The sequence below is a fragment of the Streptomyces silvae genome (genome assembly GCF_016745505.1).
GTDB classification, from domain to species: Bacteria; Actinomycetota; Actinomycetes; order Streptomycetales; family Streptomycetaceae; genus Streptomyces; species Streptomyces silvae.
In genome coordinates this window covers 38,722-51,753 of sequence record NZ_JAERUC010000149.1, presented here as the reverse complement: position 1 = coordinate 51,753, position 13,032 = coordinate 38,722, and the positions used below count along the sequence as shown (strand labels likewise).

Annotated in this window: 15 protein-coding genes; 8 read left to right on the top strand and 7 right to left on the bottom strand. The window is 71.2% G+C overall.

All coding sequences use genetic code 11. The features are described from left to right. Positions 1-98 precede the first annotated feature (98 nt). The 4 genes from JKV81_RS36580 to JKV81_RS23555 form a co-directional block, all read right to left on the bottom strand. Entirely contained in the window at positions 99-227 is a 129-nt protein-coding gene (locus tag JKV81_RS36580; RefSeq protein WP_268980790.1) for a hypothetical protein, read from the bottom strand. A gap of 71 nt (positions 228-298) precedes the next feature. Then, positions 299-1,381 carry a threonine aldolase family protein gene (locus tag JKV81_RS23565; protein WP_202077655.1) on the bottom strand — a complete coding sequence of 361 codons (1,083 nt, stop codon included), beginning with the start codon at positions 1,379-1,381 and terminating at the stop codon, positions 299-301. Then, the gene (locus JKV81_RS23560; protein WP_129260822.1) at positions 1,360-2,124 is read right to left on the bottom strand and encodes an SDR family NAD(P)-dependent oxidoreductase; all 765 of its coding nucleotides are present in this window, start codon (positions 2,122-2,124) and stop codon (positions 1,360-1,362) included. The genes JKV81_RS23565 and JKV81_RS23560 overlap by 22 nt, the downstream gene beginning before the upstream one ends. Before the next feature lie 26 nt (positions 2,125-2,150). Next, positions 2,151-3,548 carry a DUF6421 family protein gene (locus JKV81_RS23555; RefSeq protein ID WP_202077653.1) on the bottom strand — a complete coding sequence of 466 codons (1,398 nt, stop codon included), beginning with the start codon at positions 3,546-3,548 and terminating at the stop codon, positions 2,151-2,153. A 249-nt stretch (positions 3,549-3,797) separates the two neighbouring features. Between JKV81_RS23555 and JKV81_RS23550 the strand changes: the two genes are divergently transcribed. Next, positions 3,798-4,481 carry a glycerophosphodiester phosphodiesterase gene (locus tag JKV81_RS23550; RefSeq protein WP_202077651.1) on the top strand — a complete coding sequence of 228 codons (684 nt, stop codon included), beginning with the start codon at positions 3,798-3,800 and terminating at the stop codon, positions 4,479-4,481. A gap of 30 nt (positions 4,482-4,511) precedes the next feature. Here the strand turns inward: JKV81_RS23550 and JKV81_RS23545 are convergent, their stop codons facing one another. Then, a complete protein-coding gene (locus tag JKV81_RS23545) occupies positions 4,512-5,060 on the bottom strand; it encodes a GNAT family N-acetyltransferase (protein ID WP_124278482.1) in 549 nt (182 codons plus the stop codon). 182 nt (positions 5,061-5,242) lie between these two features. Here JKV81_RS23545 and JKV81_RS23540 point away from each other — a divergent pair, with 182 nt between their 5' ends. From JKV81_RS23540 to JKV81_RS23520, 5 genes are all read left to right on the top strand, one after another. After that, the gene (locus JKV81_RS23540) at positions 5,243-5,845 is read left to right on the top strand and encodes a DUF5134 domain-containing protein (protein WP_202077649.1); all 603 of its coding nucleotides are present in this window, start codon (positions 5,243-5,245) and stop codon (positions 5,843-5,845) included. 84 nt (positions 5,846-5,929) lie between these two features. Beyond that, positions 5,930-6,865, top strand: a complete 936-nt coding sequence (locus JKV81_RS23535) for a M56 family metallopeptidase (RefSeq protein ID WP_202077647.1) — start codon at positions 5,930-5,932, stop codon at positions 6,863-6,865. Between the two features lie 33 nt (positions 6,866-6,898). Continuing rightward, positions 6,899-7,585: a phosphatase PAP2 family protein gene (locus JKV81_RS23530; RefSeq protein WP_202077645.1), complete on the top strand. Its 687-nt coding sequence runs from the start codon at positions 6,899-6,901 to the stop codon at positions 7,583-7,585. A 30-nt stretch (positions 7,586-7,615) separates the two neighbouring features. Further along, positions 7,616-8,341 carry an HAD family hydrolase gene (locus JKV81_RS23525; RefSeq protein ID WP_202077643.1) on the top strand — a complete coding sequence of 242 codons (726 nt, stop codon included), beginning with the start codon at positions 7,616-7,618 and terminating at the stop codon, positions 8,339-8,341. Between the two features lie 80 nt (positions 8,342-8,421). After that, complete coding sequence (locus JKV81_RS23520; protein ID WP_099172224.1) at positions 8,422-8,601, top strand: hypothetical protein; 180 nt, start codon at positions 8,422-8,424, stop codon at positions 8,599-8,601. A gap of 164 nt (positions 8,602-8,765) precedes the next feature. On the opposite strand, the gene JKV81_RS23515 is transcribed toward JKV81_RS23520, so the two are convergent. After that, complete coding sequence (locus tag JKV81_RS23515; protein ID WP_099171903.1) at positions 8,766-10,256, bottom strand: LVIVD repeat-containing protein; 1,491 nt, start codon at positions 10,254-10,256, stop codon at positions 8,766-8,768. Positions 10,257-10,437: 181 nt separating this feature from the next. Between JKV81_RS23515 and JKV81_RS23510 the strand changes: the two genes are divergently transcribed. Both JKV81_RS23510 and JKV81_RS23505 read left to right on the top strand, forming a co-directional pair. Then, positions 10,438-11,097 (top strand): DUF305 domain-containing protein, encoded by a 660-nt coding sequence (locus tag JKV81_RS23510; protein WP_236057517.1) that lies wholly within the window; start codon positions 10,438-10,440, stop codon positions 11,095-11,097. Between the two features lie 149 nt (positions 11,098-11,246). After that, positions 11,247-12,620 carry an FAD-dependent oxidoreductase gene (locus tag JKV81_RS23505; protein WP_202077639.1) on the top strand — a complete coding sequence of 458 codons (1,374 nt, stop codon included), beginning with the start codon at positions 11,247-11,249 and terminating at the stop codon, positions 12,618-12,620. On the opposite strand, the gene JKV81_RS23500 is transcribed toward JKV81_RS23505, so the two are convergent. Next, on the bottom strand, positions 12,617-13,027 hold the full coding sequence (locus JKV81_RS23500; protein WP_202077637.1) for an ArsR/SmtB family transcription factor: 411 nt from the start codon (positions 13,025-13,027) through the stop codon (positions 12,617-12,619). The genes JKV81_RS23505 and JKV81_RS23500 overlap by 4 nt on opposite strands. Positions 13,028-13,032: the final 5 nt, after the last annotated feature.

Here is a 13,032-nt window from a genome sequence, read left to right as displayed (position 1 = left end):
GGGTGCTCAGAGCGACGCCGGAAGGTTCCGGGCCGGCTCCTCACCGTCACGTGAGCTCTGCAGCGCGTGCAGGGCCTCTGGGTGCGGTACGCCATAGACTACCGGATAGTCCATTTCATTGAACCCCGGTCGCGGCGCGCAGCCGGCCGCTCCTCGCCGAAGGAGAACCGGGCGTCGATGCCCCCGGCCCGCAGCAGGGCGGCCAGGGCGTGCTGGATCAGCCCCATGCCCGTGGAGCGTAACGATGCGGCCGACCGGAAGCAATGCATTTCCGGTCGACCGCATCTTTATGCACTCGCTACTGCCGGGCCATTTCCTCCTTGAGCGCCAGCACGAAGGCGTCGACGTCGTCCTCACGGGTGTCGAACGCGCACATCCAGCGGACGTCCCCGGCCTTCTCGTCCCAGAAGTAGAACCGGAACCGCTTCTGCAGCCGCTCGGTCACCTCGTGCGGCAGTCGCGCGAACACGGCGTTGGCCTGGACGGGGTGGAGGATCTCCACGCCGTCCACGGTCCGGACCCCGTCCGCGAGCCGCTGGGCCATGGCGTTGGCGTGGCGCGCGTTGCGCAGCCAGAGGTCCTTCGCGAGCAGCGCCTCCAGCTGGACCGAGACGAAGCGCATCTTGGAGGCGAGCTGCATCGACAGCTTGCGCAGATGCCTCATCGCCCGGACCGCGTCCGGGTTCAGGACGACGACGGCCTCGCCGAAGAGCGCGCCGTTCTTGGTGCCGCCGAAGGACAGCACGTCGACCCCGACCGTGTTGGTGAACGTGCGCATGGGCACGTCCAGCGACGCGGCGGCGTTGGCTATCCGGGCGCCGTCGAGATGGACCTTCATCCCGTGCGCGTGGGCGTGCTCGCAGATGGCGCGGATCTCGGCGGGTGTGTAGACGGTGCCGAGCTCGGTGTTCTGGGTGATCGAGACGACCTGCGGCATGGCCCGGTGCTCGTCGTCCCAGCCGTACGCCTCACGGTCGATGAGCTCCGGGGTGAGCTTGCCGTCGGGGGTCGGGACGGTGAGCAGCTTCAGTCCGCCCACCCGCTCCGGCGCCCCGCCCTCGTCCACGTTGATGTGGGCGGACTCGGCGCAGATCACGGCGCCCCAGCGGTCGGCCAGCGCCTGGAGGGCGACGACGTTCGCCCCGGTGCCGTTGAAGACCGGGAAGGCCTCGGCGGTGGGGCCGAAGTGGCTGTGCATGACCCGCTGGAGGTGTCCGGTGTAGTCGTCCTCGCCGTAGGCGACCTGATGGCCGCCGTTGGCGAGGGCGAGGGCCGCCAGGATCTCCGGGTGCGCACCGGCGTAGTTGTCACTGGCGAAACCGCGTACCTGCGGATCGTGATGACGTCGCGCATCGGTCCTTACGGTTGCGGGGTCAGCCACAGACGCTTTCCGTTCACTTCTCCGGCGGGCATGTCCCAGACCCCGGCGATGGCCTCGGCCAGCTCCGTGACGTCCGTGAAGCCCGCGAACTTCGCATTCGGGCGCTCGGCGCGCATCGCGTCGTGCACCAGTGCCTTGACGACCAGGATCGCAGCAGCCGATGTCGGGCCCGCGTCGCCCCCCGCTTTGCGGAAGGAGTCGGCCAGGGCGAGCGTCCACGCCTCTGCGGCCGCCTTGGACGCCGCGTAGGCCGCGTTTCCGGCGGTGGGGCTGCCGGCGCCGGCCGCGCTGACCAGGACGTACCGGCCCAGGTCGCTGCGCTGGAGGACCTCGTGGAAGGCGAGCGACGTCGACTGGACCGTACGGATCAGCAGCTTCTCGAGATAGTCCCAGTCGGCCAGGCTGGTGTCCGCGAAGTTGGCGCCGCCGCGCCAGCCGCCGACGAGGTGGACCAGTCCGTCGACCCGGCCGAACTCCTTCTCGGTCTTGACGGCCCACTCCCGCGCTGCCGCCGGATCGAGGAGGTCGACCGTGTCACCGGTGACGGTCGCTCCCCCGTGGGCGTAGCGCGCGGCGTCGACCGCCTCCACGAGCCGCTCGGGGTTCGCGTCGGAGGCGACCACGGTCGCCCCCGCCTCCGCGAGCCTGAGCAGGGTGGCGCGGCCCGCAGGCCCCGCCGCTCCCGCCACCGCGATCACCGCGCCCTCGAGCACGCCGCTGTCGGCACTGCCTGTTCCGTTCATCGCCACCGCCTCCTCAGAACCCGCGCTCACGCAGCTGCCCGCCCGGCGTCCGCCGCGGTGATCCCCTTGGTGGAGGCGATCACATGCTTCAGCTTCTTCGAGAGCGCCTCATAGAACATGCTCAGGGGAAACTCGTCCGGAAGCACGTCGTCGACGAGTTTCCGAGGGAGCTGATCGAGGTCCAGGGCGTCGGGACCCTTGGCCCAGCGGGATCCGGGGTGGGGTGCGAGATAGGTGGAGACGAGGTCGTACGCCGCGAACCAGTGCACGAGCTTGGGGCGGTCGATGCCGTCGCGGTAGAGCTTCTCGATCTCACCGCAGAGCTGGTTCGTGACCTCCGGGGCGCGGGCCCAGTCGATCTTGAGGGTGTTGTCGGTCCAGCGGACCACGTCGTGCTTGTGCAGGTAGGCGAAGAGGAGCTGACCGCCCAGACCGTCGTAGTTGCGCACGCGCTCACCGGTGACGGGGAAGCGGAACATCCGGTCGAAGAGCACGGCGAACTGGACGTCGCGGCCCTGGCCGAAGCCGTCGGCCTCCAGCTTCACGGCCTCCCGGAAGGCGGTGAGGTCGCAGCGCAGCTCCTCCAGCCCGTACATCCAGAACGGCTGGCGCTGCTTGATCATGAACGGGTCGAAGGGCAGGTCGCCGTGGCTGTGGGTGCGGTCGTGGACCATGTCCCAGAGCACGAAGGCCTGCTCGCAGCGCTTCTGGTCGCCGAGCATCTCGCGGATGTCGTCGGGCAGCTCGACGCTCAGCAGCTCGACGGACGCCTCCGTCACGCGGCGGAAGCGGGCGGCCTCGCGGTCGCAGAAGATGCCGCCCCAGCTGAAGCGCTCCGGCGCCTCGCGTACGGCGATGGTCTCGGGGAAGAGCACGGCGGAGTTGGTGTCGTATCCCGAGGTGAAGTCCTCGAAGGTGATCCCGCAGAACAGCGGGTTGTCGTACCGGGTGGCCTCCAGCTCGGCGAGCCACTCGGGCCAGACCATCCGCAGCACGACGGCTTCGAGATTGCGGTCCGGGTTGCCGTTCTGCGTGTACATCGCGAAGACGACCAGGTGCTGGAGTCCGTCCGCGCGGTTCCTGGCCGGCTGGAAGGCGAGCAGGGAGTCGAGGAAGTCCGGGACGCCGAAGCCGTCGGCGGCCCAGCGGCGCAGATCGGTGACGAGGGCGCGGTGGTAGGCGTCGTCGTGCGGGAGCAGCGGGGAGAGCTGCTCGACTGCGGTGATCACGCGCTCGACGACGGCTCCGGCCGCCTCGGCGGAAGGGGCGCCGTCGGCATCGAAGTCGATGGAGCCGTCCTTGGACTGCCAGGGGCGGAGCTCCTCAACGGCACTCTTGAGCACCGGCCAGGCCGGATGCTCCACAACCCGCTGGGCAGAAGCTATCGCGCCGGTGGCGGCGGCATGCTCAAGAATTTCCGTCATAACACTTCCTTCACGGGAGAACCTCGCGTCAAGTAACCGTATCCATCTCCGGTTCCTTCGGACAAGTGGAGGGCAGAAAATTATCCTGCCGACTCCAATGTTCACCGTTATTTTTCCTGCCACACCTCGATGAGACAACTTCTTCCGCCCGGCTGGCAGGGCAGAGGGCGTCCTGCACGCGAGAACTGGTTCCCTGGGGGGTAGGAGCCGCACGCGGGGCGAACACCACGGACGGAAGCGGGGAGTGCCTTGACTTTTCTCACCATCGGTCATCGCGGGGTCATGGGCGTCGAGCCGGAGAACACGCTGCGCTCGTTCGCGCACGCGGAGCAGGCCGGTATGGACGCCGTCGAACTGGATCTCCATCTGAGCAAGGACGGCGCGCTCGCCGTCATGCACGACGCGGCCGTGGACCGTACGACGGACGGGCGCGGCCTGATCGCCGAGAAGACGCTGGCGGAGCTCCGGGAGCTCGACGCCGGGCAGGGCGAGCGGGTGCCCGTCTTCGAGGAGGTGCTCGACGCGATCGGCTCCCCCGTCCAGGCCGAGATCAAGGACGTGGCGGCGGCGCGGGCGCTGGCCGAGGTGATGCGGCGGCGCGACCTGGCCGGCCGGGTCGAGGTGTCGTCGTTCCACGACGAGGCGGTCGCCGAGATCGCGCAGCTGGTCCCGGGCGTGCGCACGGTGCTCATCGCCAGCCGCTGGGAGGCCGATGTGGTGGACCGGGCGAAGGCGGTGGGCGCGGCGACGCTCGCCCTGAACATCCGCCGCCTCACCCTCGAGGTGGTCGAGCACGCGCACGCGGAGGGCCTGAGGGTGATCGGCTGGGTGGTCAACACCCCCGACCATCTGCGTCTGGTCCGGGCGCTGGGACTGGACGGCGCGACGACCGACTACCCGGAGATCCGGCGCGCGGGCCGCTTCACCGCCTGAGCCCCTGCGGCGTGCTGCGTTCCCCGCGCCCTACAGCTCCTTGACCAGGAGTTCGAACACGAGGTCGTCGCGCTGCGGGATGCCGAAGCGCTCGTCGCCGTACGGGAAGGGCGTGAGCTCTCCCGTACGGCGGTAGCCCCGGCGCTCGTACCAGGCGATCAGCTCCTCGCGGACCGAGATCACCGTCATGTGCATCTCGCCGGCGCCCCAGTCCTCGCGGGCGGTGCGCTCCGCCTCGGCGATGATGACCTTGCCGAGACCCGAGCCCTGGAGCTCCGGCGTGACGGCGAACATGCCGAAGTACGCGGCCTTCCCCCGGTGTTCGAGCTGGCAGCAGGCGACCGGCGCACCGTCCGTCTCGGCGACGAGGATCTTGCCGGAGGGGGTCGCGAGGATCTCGCGCACCCCGTCGGCGTCGGTGCGCTGCCCCTGGAGGATGTCCGCCTCGGTGGTCCAGCCGGCCCGGCTCGCGTCGCCCCGGTAGGCGGACTCGACGAGTCGCACCAGGACCGGCACGTCGTCGCCGGTCGCGTCGCGGAAGGTGAGTTCTGCCCGTGCCGTGGCCGGTGCGCTGTCCATGTGGCTCTTCTCCGGTGGTGTGCTCTGCCAAGGGTGCTCTCCCGAGACTAACCCGGCCCCGGCCGCCCCCCGCAGGCCCCTGGCGCGCTCCCCCAGTACCCCAATGCGCCCCGGTAGCGGCGGCCCGGACGGGGCATCGATGGGACGACACCGGCATGATCCGCCGTAGGGGGAGGTGCACCGTGCACGGACCGGCGCTGTCCGGCTGGCTGCTCATGGTGTTGTGCGCGGCCACAGGGGCGTACTGCCTGCTGAGGACCCGCGACGGCACGCGGCGCGAACGCGGATCGGCGCGCGCCGAGGCACTGATGGGGTTCGGGATGGCCGCGATGGCGGTGCCCGCGGCCCTGCTCACACTCCCGGAGTGGATGTGGGTGGTGTACGTGGTGGTGTTCGGCGCCGCCGCGCTGCACGCGGTCGCGTCCGCCCGGGGCGGCGGCCACCATCTGCACCATCTGGTCGGCTCACTGGCCATGGTCTACATGGCCCTGGCCATGGCGCCGGCGGCCGGTCATGCCGGGGGCGGCGGTCACACCGGTCACGGGGCGGCCGCGGCCGGGTCCGCCGGGGGCATCCCCGTCCTGACGGGGGCGCTGCTGGTCTACTACGCGCTCTACGTCCTGCACGCAGCGGGACGGCTGATACCGGCCCCCGCGCCCGCCGGGGTGCCGGCCGGCGGCAGCGGCGGCGGGTCCGCGCCGGCCTGGGGCGCGCGGCCGGAGCTGGCCCTGGCGTGCAGGCTGACCATGGGGATAGGCATGTTCGCCATGCTGCTCACTCTGTGAGACAGCGGGCCCTCACCCCGTGTCGTACGTCACTTGGCGCGCGCGGCCATACCCGCGGGCAGTCGGCGCTCATAGGCTGACGCCATGTTGGTCTCCCTCGCGCTGCTGCTGCTCGGTGCACTGGCCGCCGTCGTGGCCCCGGGCCTGATGGCGAGGGCCCGGTGGCCGGAGCGCGAGCCGGTCGTGGCCCTGTGGGTCTGGCAGTGCGTGGTCGCCGGTGTGCTGGTGTCGTTCGGGCTCTCCATGACCCTCAGCGCGGCCGCCGCCTGGCAGGCGGTCCGCGGCCATGTCTTCGCGCCCGCTCCGCACGCGGTGGTCGAGGCGTACGCCCTCGCCGCGTACGGGCCGTGGTCGGCGGTCATCGCGGTCCTGCTGGCGTTCGGCGGGCTGTGGTCGGCCACCATGCTCGTACGGGAGATCCTCCGCGCCCGGGCCCGGCGCAGGAGGGGGCGCGCCGAACTGCTGGTCCGTTCCCCGCTGATGCCGGGCGAGGAGCCCGGCGGCGGGCGCCTCGTCGTGCTGGAGGGCGAGCGTGCCGACGCCTGGTGGCTGCCGGGGGCCGCGCCCCAGCTGGTCATCACCACCGCCGCGCTGGGACGGCTGAAGGGGCGTCAGCTCGATGCCGTGCTGGCCCACGAGCAGGGGCACGCCCGGGCCCGTCACGACTGGCTGCTGCACTGCTCGGACGCGCTGGCGACGGGATTTCCGCAGGTGCCGGTGTTCGCCGCGTTCCGCGACGAGATGCACCGCCTGGTCGAACTGGCCGCGGACGACGTGGCGTCACGGCGCTTCGGGCGTCTGACGATCGCCCTGGCCCTGGTCGAACTCAACGAGGACCGCGGTGTGTTCGGCCCCGCCCCGGCCTCCGGCGCCCATCTGCCGCTCAGGGTGAACCGGTTGCTCGCCCCCGTGGAGCGGCTCACCGCGGGGCGCCGGCTGCGGCTGACCGCCGCCGCGGCGCTCGTGCCCGTCGTGCCCCTGCTGGTGGCCTTCGTGCCGGGCCTCAGGGCTCTGGGATAGCTTCACGCACGTCTGGTGGACGAGGATCTCCCCATGTACTCCCCTCCCCGCCCCTCGCGCACCCGGGCTCCCTCCCTGATCACCGGCCTCGTCTGCGCCTCGCTGTCCGTCGTCCTGCTCGTGCTGGTCGCGGTGCGCTGGTCGCCCCTGATGTCCCTGGACACGACGGTGGCCGAGGCGCTGCACCGCGAGGCGGTGACCCGGCCGGGGCTCGTCCGGGTCAGCCGGGTGCTGACGGACTGGGTGTGGGACCCCTGGGCCATGCGCGTACTGACGGCGGTCGTCGTGATCGCCCTGTGGTGGCGCGGCTCCCGGCTGCTGGCGGGGTGGGTCGCGGCGACCTGTCTGCTCGCCGCTCTCGTCCAGCAGGGCCTCAAGGCGGCTGTGGACCGGAACCGCCCGCAGTGGCCCGACCCGGTGGACTCGGCGCATTACGCGGCCTTCCCGTCGGGGCACGCCATGACGGCGGCGGTGACCTGCGCGCTGCTCGTGTGGCTGCTGCGCCTGCACGGCGTGCGGCCGTCCCTGTGGTGGGGCTCACTGGTGCTCGCGGTGGTCTCGGTGGCCGGTGTGGCCTTCACCCGTGTCTATCTGGGCGTGCACTGGCTGAGCGACGTGCTGGGCGGAATCCTGCTGGGAGGCGCCGTGGCCGCGTTCTCCGTGGCCGGGTACACCGCGCGCACGCGGAGGCCGGCCGGCGACGGGGACGTGCCCTTGTAGATCCTCACCGGAGGCGGGGAGGATCGGCCCATGCAGATCAAGGGTGTGCTTTTCGACTTCTCCGGGACCCTCTTCCGGATCGAGTCCGTCGAGGCGTGGCTGCGCGCCGTCCTGGACGCGCGCTCCACGGCCGTGGAGCAGGCCGACTTCGCGGACTGGGCGCGCCGGCTGACCACGGCGGGGGCGCTGCCCGGCGGCCCGGCCCCCGCCCGGATCCCGCCGTCGCTGGCCGCCGCGTGGGCCGCTCGCGACAGCAGCGCGCGGACGCACAGGGAGGCGTTCACCGGGCTGGCCCGCGAGGCGGACCTTCCGGACCCGGGCCTGTACGACGCGCTGTACGACCGCCATATGAACCCCGGCGCCTGGCAGCCGTACCCCGACGCGGAGGAGGTCCTGCACGGCCTGCGCCGGGACGGTGTCGCGGTGGGGGTCGTCAGCAACATCGGCTGGGACCTGCGCCCCGTCTTCCGCGCGCACGGCCTGGACGCGTTCGTCGACGCGTACGTCCTGTCCTACGAACACGGCGTCCAGAAGCCCGATCCGCGTCTGTTCCGTACGGCGTGCGGGCTGCTGGGGCTCGATCCCGCGGACGTGGTCATGGTCGGTGACGACCGCCACGCGGACGCCGGTGCGGCCGCCGTGGGCTGTGAGGTGCGTTTCGTGGACCATCTGCCGGTGGCGGAGCGGCCGGACGCGCTCCGGGCGCTGCGGCTCACGGAACGCGCCGGGGAGACCCGCGACACAGGCGGTTCGTGAAGGATTCCGGGAGACGGTGTGAGGGATATCCCTGCCCCGGAGGGGGTCCGAAGGCCCCGCGGGGGTTTAGTTTGGTGGACATGTCCCCGTATCCGAACCCGTCCGCCGCCGTGCGCCCCGCCTCCGTGGTCAACGAAGAGATCCGCACCCTGTGGCAGCGCTCGGGCGGACTGCTGTCCCCGGCCGACGAGTCGGAGTACCAGCGCCTCCTCGTGGAGTGGGCCGCTGCCGCGGGTACGAGCGTGCGGCCCGCGGCCTGACCGGTCGGGCGCCGCCCCGGCTGATTCCGGCGATCCCCCGCATCGCCGGAATCAGGGGTACAGCATGTCCCCGTGCCGCCCGGCGGTCAATGAGATAAACGTGCCCCGCCGGGCGGAGACCGTCCGGCGGGGCACTCGCGTTCATGTGCGGGGAAGACGGTGGATCAGCGGTCGAAGTAGTCCGGCTGCGTCTGGACGTTGAGCTCCTTCAGCCGCACCTTCTTCGCCGGGTCGGTCCGACGGTCGTCGAGCTTCAGGACGTCGAAGCCCTTCTCGATGTCGTTGGAGTAGATGTAGCCGTTGTAGTAGTACGCCGACCACGGGCCGGCCGTGGTGACCTCGTCCAGGGTGACCGGGCCGCGCTCGAAGTACGCGATCTCCTTGGGCTTCGAGGAGTTGGTGAAGTCCCACACGGAGACCCCGCCCTGGTACCAGGCCTGGACCATCAGGTCGCGGCCCTTGACCGGGATGATCGAGCCGTTGTGCGCGACACAGACCTCGGTGTCGGCCTGCGGGCGGTCGATCTTGAAGTAGGAGCGGAAGACCAGCTTGCGGTGGTCGCCCTTGCCGGTGATGTCGTAGATGCCGTCGGCACCGCGGTCGGGGCCGATCTCGTCGTTGCAGGTGGCCGCGCCGCCGCCGCCGAGCTCATCGGTGAAGACGACCTTGTCGGCCTTCTGGTTGAAGGTGGCGGAGTGCCAGAACGCGAAGTTCACGTTGTCCTGGACACGGTCGATGATCTTGGGGTTCTCCGGGTCCTTGATGGAGAACAGCAGCCCGTCGCCCATGCAAGCCCCGGCCGCCAGGTCCTTCGAGGGCAGCACGGTGATGTCGTGGCATCCGGTGGTCTTGGAGACGCCGGGGTTGGTCGGCGCACCCGGGTTGCCGCCGTCCGGGAAGAGCACCGGGAAGTTCACGATCCGGGACTTCTCGGGCGCGCTGCGCGGCACCTTGATGACGGAGATCCCGTCGTGCGGGGGCTGGCAGTCCGGGAACGTCTCGTTCGGCGAGTACGAGGAGACGTACACGTAGACGTTCTTGCGCTCCGGAATGATCGTGTGGGTGTGCGACCCGCACGCGGTCTCGACGGCGGCGACGTACTTCGGGTGACGCTTGTCGCTGATGTCGAAGACCTTCATGCCCTCCCAGGAGGACTTCTCCGTGGCCGGCTGCGTCGTGCTCGCACAGGAGTTGTCGCTGCGCGAGGAGTCGGTCGACAGGAAGAGCAGGTTCCCCGAGACGGAGATGTCGTTCTGCGAGCCGGGGCAGAGGACCTGCGAGACGGTCCTCGGCTTCTTCGGGTTGCTGATGTCGAAGATGCGGAAGCCGTCGTAGTTGCCGGCGTACGCGTACTTCCCCTGGAAGGCCAGGTCCGTGTTGAGCCCCTTCAGCGCGTCCTTGGGGACGTTGGCGAGGTGCTTGATGTTGGAGCTGTGGACGATCTCGTCCACGCCGGGTATCTCGCCGCTCTCGATGGCGGCTCTGGCTTCGGCCTGTTCGCTCACGGAGACACCGCTGCGGGTGGTGGCGGCGTCACCCGGATCGGGGGTCGCGGCTGCGGGCCCGGCCGTGAACAGCGTGGCAATGAGTCCGGCCGCGGCTGTCACCACACCCAGACGTCTCCTCCGCACGCTGGTGGTGTGCAACGAGGTCACTGCGTCCTCCCTAGTGTCCGTTCGTCGACGAACGGTTCATGGACCCCGGCAGTATGACCCGTATCATGTACACACCAACAGACGGCAACAGAGACGTAATAAAGTTTTTGATCACGGGCCGGGTGTGAGGCGGGAAGACTGTCCGCAACACACTCATGGGGCAATGGAGGTCGTCGTGTTGATGCACCGTCGGAACACCCGCGTGCGCACAGCAGCTCTGGCGGCGGCGCTCGTGGCCGCCGTCCTCTCCCTGGGCGGCTGCGACGACGGCGGCGACGGGGCGAAGGCCGGGGCGGACGAGGGGCCTTCGGTCGTGGCTCCCGGGAAGCCCGGCGAACCGGCCAGGACGCTCTCGGCCGACGAGGCGGTGAAGGCCGCCGGGGACGACACCCCCAACTCCGCCGACTTCCGCTACGCGCGCATGATGATCGCCCATCACGAGCAGGCACTCGTGCTCACCGGCCTCGTCCCCGGGCGGGCCGCCTCCACCTCCGTCGAGCGGCTGGCGAAACGCATATCGGCCGCCCAGAAGCCCGAGATCGGCGCCATGGAGGGCTGGCTGAAGAAGAACGGCGGGGATGACCGCGAGGAGACGCACGAGGACCACGCCGCCATGCCCGGTATGGCGACCGACCAGCAGATCACGCAGCTCCGGGCCGCGCACGGCAAGGCGTTCGACCGGCTGTTCCTGGAGCTGATGATCACCCACCACCAGGGGGCGGTCACCATGGCGACCGAGGCGCTCGCCGACGGCAACAACGTGCTGGTGGAGGAGATGGCCAACGACGTCGTCGCCCAGCAGACCGTGGAGATCGACCGGATGCGCGGACTGATGACCTGAAGGGCCCCGGCGGTGACCTGACAGGCCCCACCGGACCTGAAGGGCCTCGCCGGACCCGACGGGGATCGGCGGGCCGCCGGGTCCGCGAGCCTCCCCCGCTTCCCTCCCGCGGTGCCATGCTGGAGGGAGCCTGCCGGAGGAGGTGCGCCGTGCTCCGTGTCGCCGTCGTGGGTTCGGGACCCAGCGGGGTCTACACGGCCCAGTCCCTGCTGGAGCAGTCGCGGGTGCCGGATGTGCGGGTGCATGTGCTGGACCGGCTGCCCACCCCGTACGGGCTCGTCCGCTACGGCGTGGCGCCCGACCACGAGAAGATCAAGTCGCTCCAGGGCAGTCTCCGGTCGGTCCTGGAGGACGACCGGATCACCTTCGTCGGCCATGTCGGGGTGGGCGGCCCGGGCGGGGTGTCACCCGACCGGCTCAAGGAGCTCTACCACGCGGTGGTCTACTGCGTCGGTGCCGCCGCCGACCGCCCGCTCGGCGTTCCCGGTGAGGAACTGCCGGGGAGTTTCTCGGCCACCGAGTTCGTCTCCTGGTACAGCGCCCACCCGGACGCGGCCGTCGACGGTTCCGCGCTCCGGGCCCGTTCGGCCGTGGTGGTCGGGGTCGGCAACGTGGCGGTGGACGTGGCCCGCATCCTCGCCCGCGGCGCCGCCGAACTGCGGGGCACCGACGTGCCGCCGGCCGCGCTCGACGCGCTGGAGGCGAGCAGGGTGCGTGAGGTCCACGTCGTCGGGAGGCGCGGGCCCTCGCAGGCCAGGTTCACCACCAAGGAGCTGCGCGAGCTCGGCGGGCTCCCCGGGGCGCGGATCGTCGTCGACGGGGCGGAGCTCGCACGTGATCCGGCGTACGCGGCTGCCGGGGACCGGGGCACTCCCCTGCCCGCCGTGGTCCGGCGCAATCTCGACGTGCTGCGCGGATGGGCGGCGGATCCTCCGCCGGCCGCGCCCGACGGGGAGCGCCGCGTCCGGCTGCGGTTCTTCCTGCGGCCGGCCGCCCTGCTGGAGCGGGACGGCCGGGTCGCGGGGGTGCGGTTCGCCCGGACGGCCCCGGACGGGGCCGGAGGTGTCCAGGACACCGGGGCGTACGAGGACATCGAGGCCCAGCTCGTGCTGCGGGCGGTGGGCTACCGGGGGACGCCCCTGCCCGGTCTGCCCTTCGACCCGGTGAGCGGCACCGTGCCGCATCTGGCGGGCCGGGTGGTCAGGGACGGGAAGGCGTCGCCCGGGGAGTACGTCGCCGGGTGGATCAAGCGTGGCCCCACCGGGGTGATCGGCTCGAACAGGTCGTGCGCGAAGGAGACGGTCGCCTCGCTGCTCGACGACGCCCCGCTGCTCCTCGGCCGTGAGGTGCCCGCCGACCCGCTGGGGGTGCTCCGGGACCAGGGGCTGCTGCCGGTGGAGTGGGACGGCTGGCTGTCCATCGAACGCGCCGAGTCCGAGCTCGGCCGCTCGCTCGGACGCGGGCGGGTGAAGATCCCCGACTGGTCCGGGCTGCTCGACGCGGCCCGGGGTGATTCCCGCTAGGCGGGCCCCGCCGCTGCGGGCGCGGAGGCGTCGGCCCGGCCGAGGCGCTCGGCCTGAAGGTCCACACCGGCGAGGACGCTGTCCAGCAGACCGGGGAAGAGGGCGTCCAGGTCCTCGGTCCGTACGCAGCTCAGCTTGGCCGTGCCCCGGTAGAACTGGGCGATGACGCCGTTCTCGCGGAGCACCCTGAAGTGGTGCGTCGTGGTGGACTTGGAGACCGGGAGGTCGAAGCGGGAGCAGGCCTGTTCGTCGGTGGCGCCCGCCAGTTGGCGCACGATCCGCAGTCTGATCGGATCGGACAGCGCGTGGAGCACTCCTTCGACGCGGATCTCCTCGCGCGAGGGGTGGGCGAGCACGCGAGCGGCGTTCGTCGTCACGGTGGCTCCACTTCGTACAGGGGCCTCCATTGTAC

What these genes read in the sequence shown, in the direction of transcription:
- JKV81_RS36580 (WP_268980790.1), bottom strand. Translation starts at nt 227, where the DNA reads ATGGGGCTGATCCAGCACGCCCTGGCCGCCCTGCTGCGGGCCGGGGGC.
- JKV81_RS23560 (WP_129260822.1), bottom strand. Translation starts at nt 2,124, where the DNA reads ATGAACGGAACAGGCAGTGCCGACAGCGGCGTGCTCGAGGGCGCGGTG.
- JKV81_RS23555 (WP_202077653.1), bottom strand. Translation starts at nt 3,548, where the DNA reads ATGACGGAAATTCTTGAGCATGCCGCCGCCACCGGCGCGATAGCTTCT.
- JKV81_RS23545 (WP_124278482.1), bottom strand. Translation starts at nt 5,060, where the DNA reads ATGGACAGCGCACCGGCCACGGCACGGGCAGAACTCACCTTCCGCGAC.
- JKV81_RS23535 (WP_202077647.1), top strand. Translation starts at nt 5,930, where the DNA reads ATGTTGGTCTCCCTCGCGCTGCTGCTGCTCGGTGCACTGGCCGCCGTC.
- JKV81_RS23530 (WP_202077645.1), top strand. Translation starts at nt 6,899, where the DNA reads ATGTACTCCCCTCCCCGCCCCTCGCGCACCCGGGCTCCCTCCCTGATC.
- JKV81_RS23525 (WP_202077643.1), top strand. Translation starts at nt 7,616, where the DNA reads ATGCAGATCAAGGGTGTGCTTTTCGACTTCTCCGGGACCCTCTTCCGG.
- JKV81_RS23520 (WP_099172224.1), top strand. Translation starts at nt 8,422, where the DNA reads ATGTCCCCGTATCCGAACCCGTCCGCCGCCGTGCGCCCCGCCTCCGTG.
- JKV81_RS23510 (WP_236057517.1), top strand. Translation starts at nt 10,438, where the DNA reads ATGCACCGTCGGAACACCCGCGTGCGCACAGCAGCTCTGGCGGCGGCG.
- JKV81_RS23500 (WP_202077637.1), bottom strand. Translation starts at nt 13,027, where the DNA reads ATGGAGGCCCCTGTACGAAGTGGAGCCACCGTGACGACGAACGCCGCT.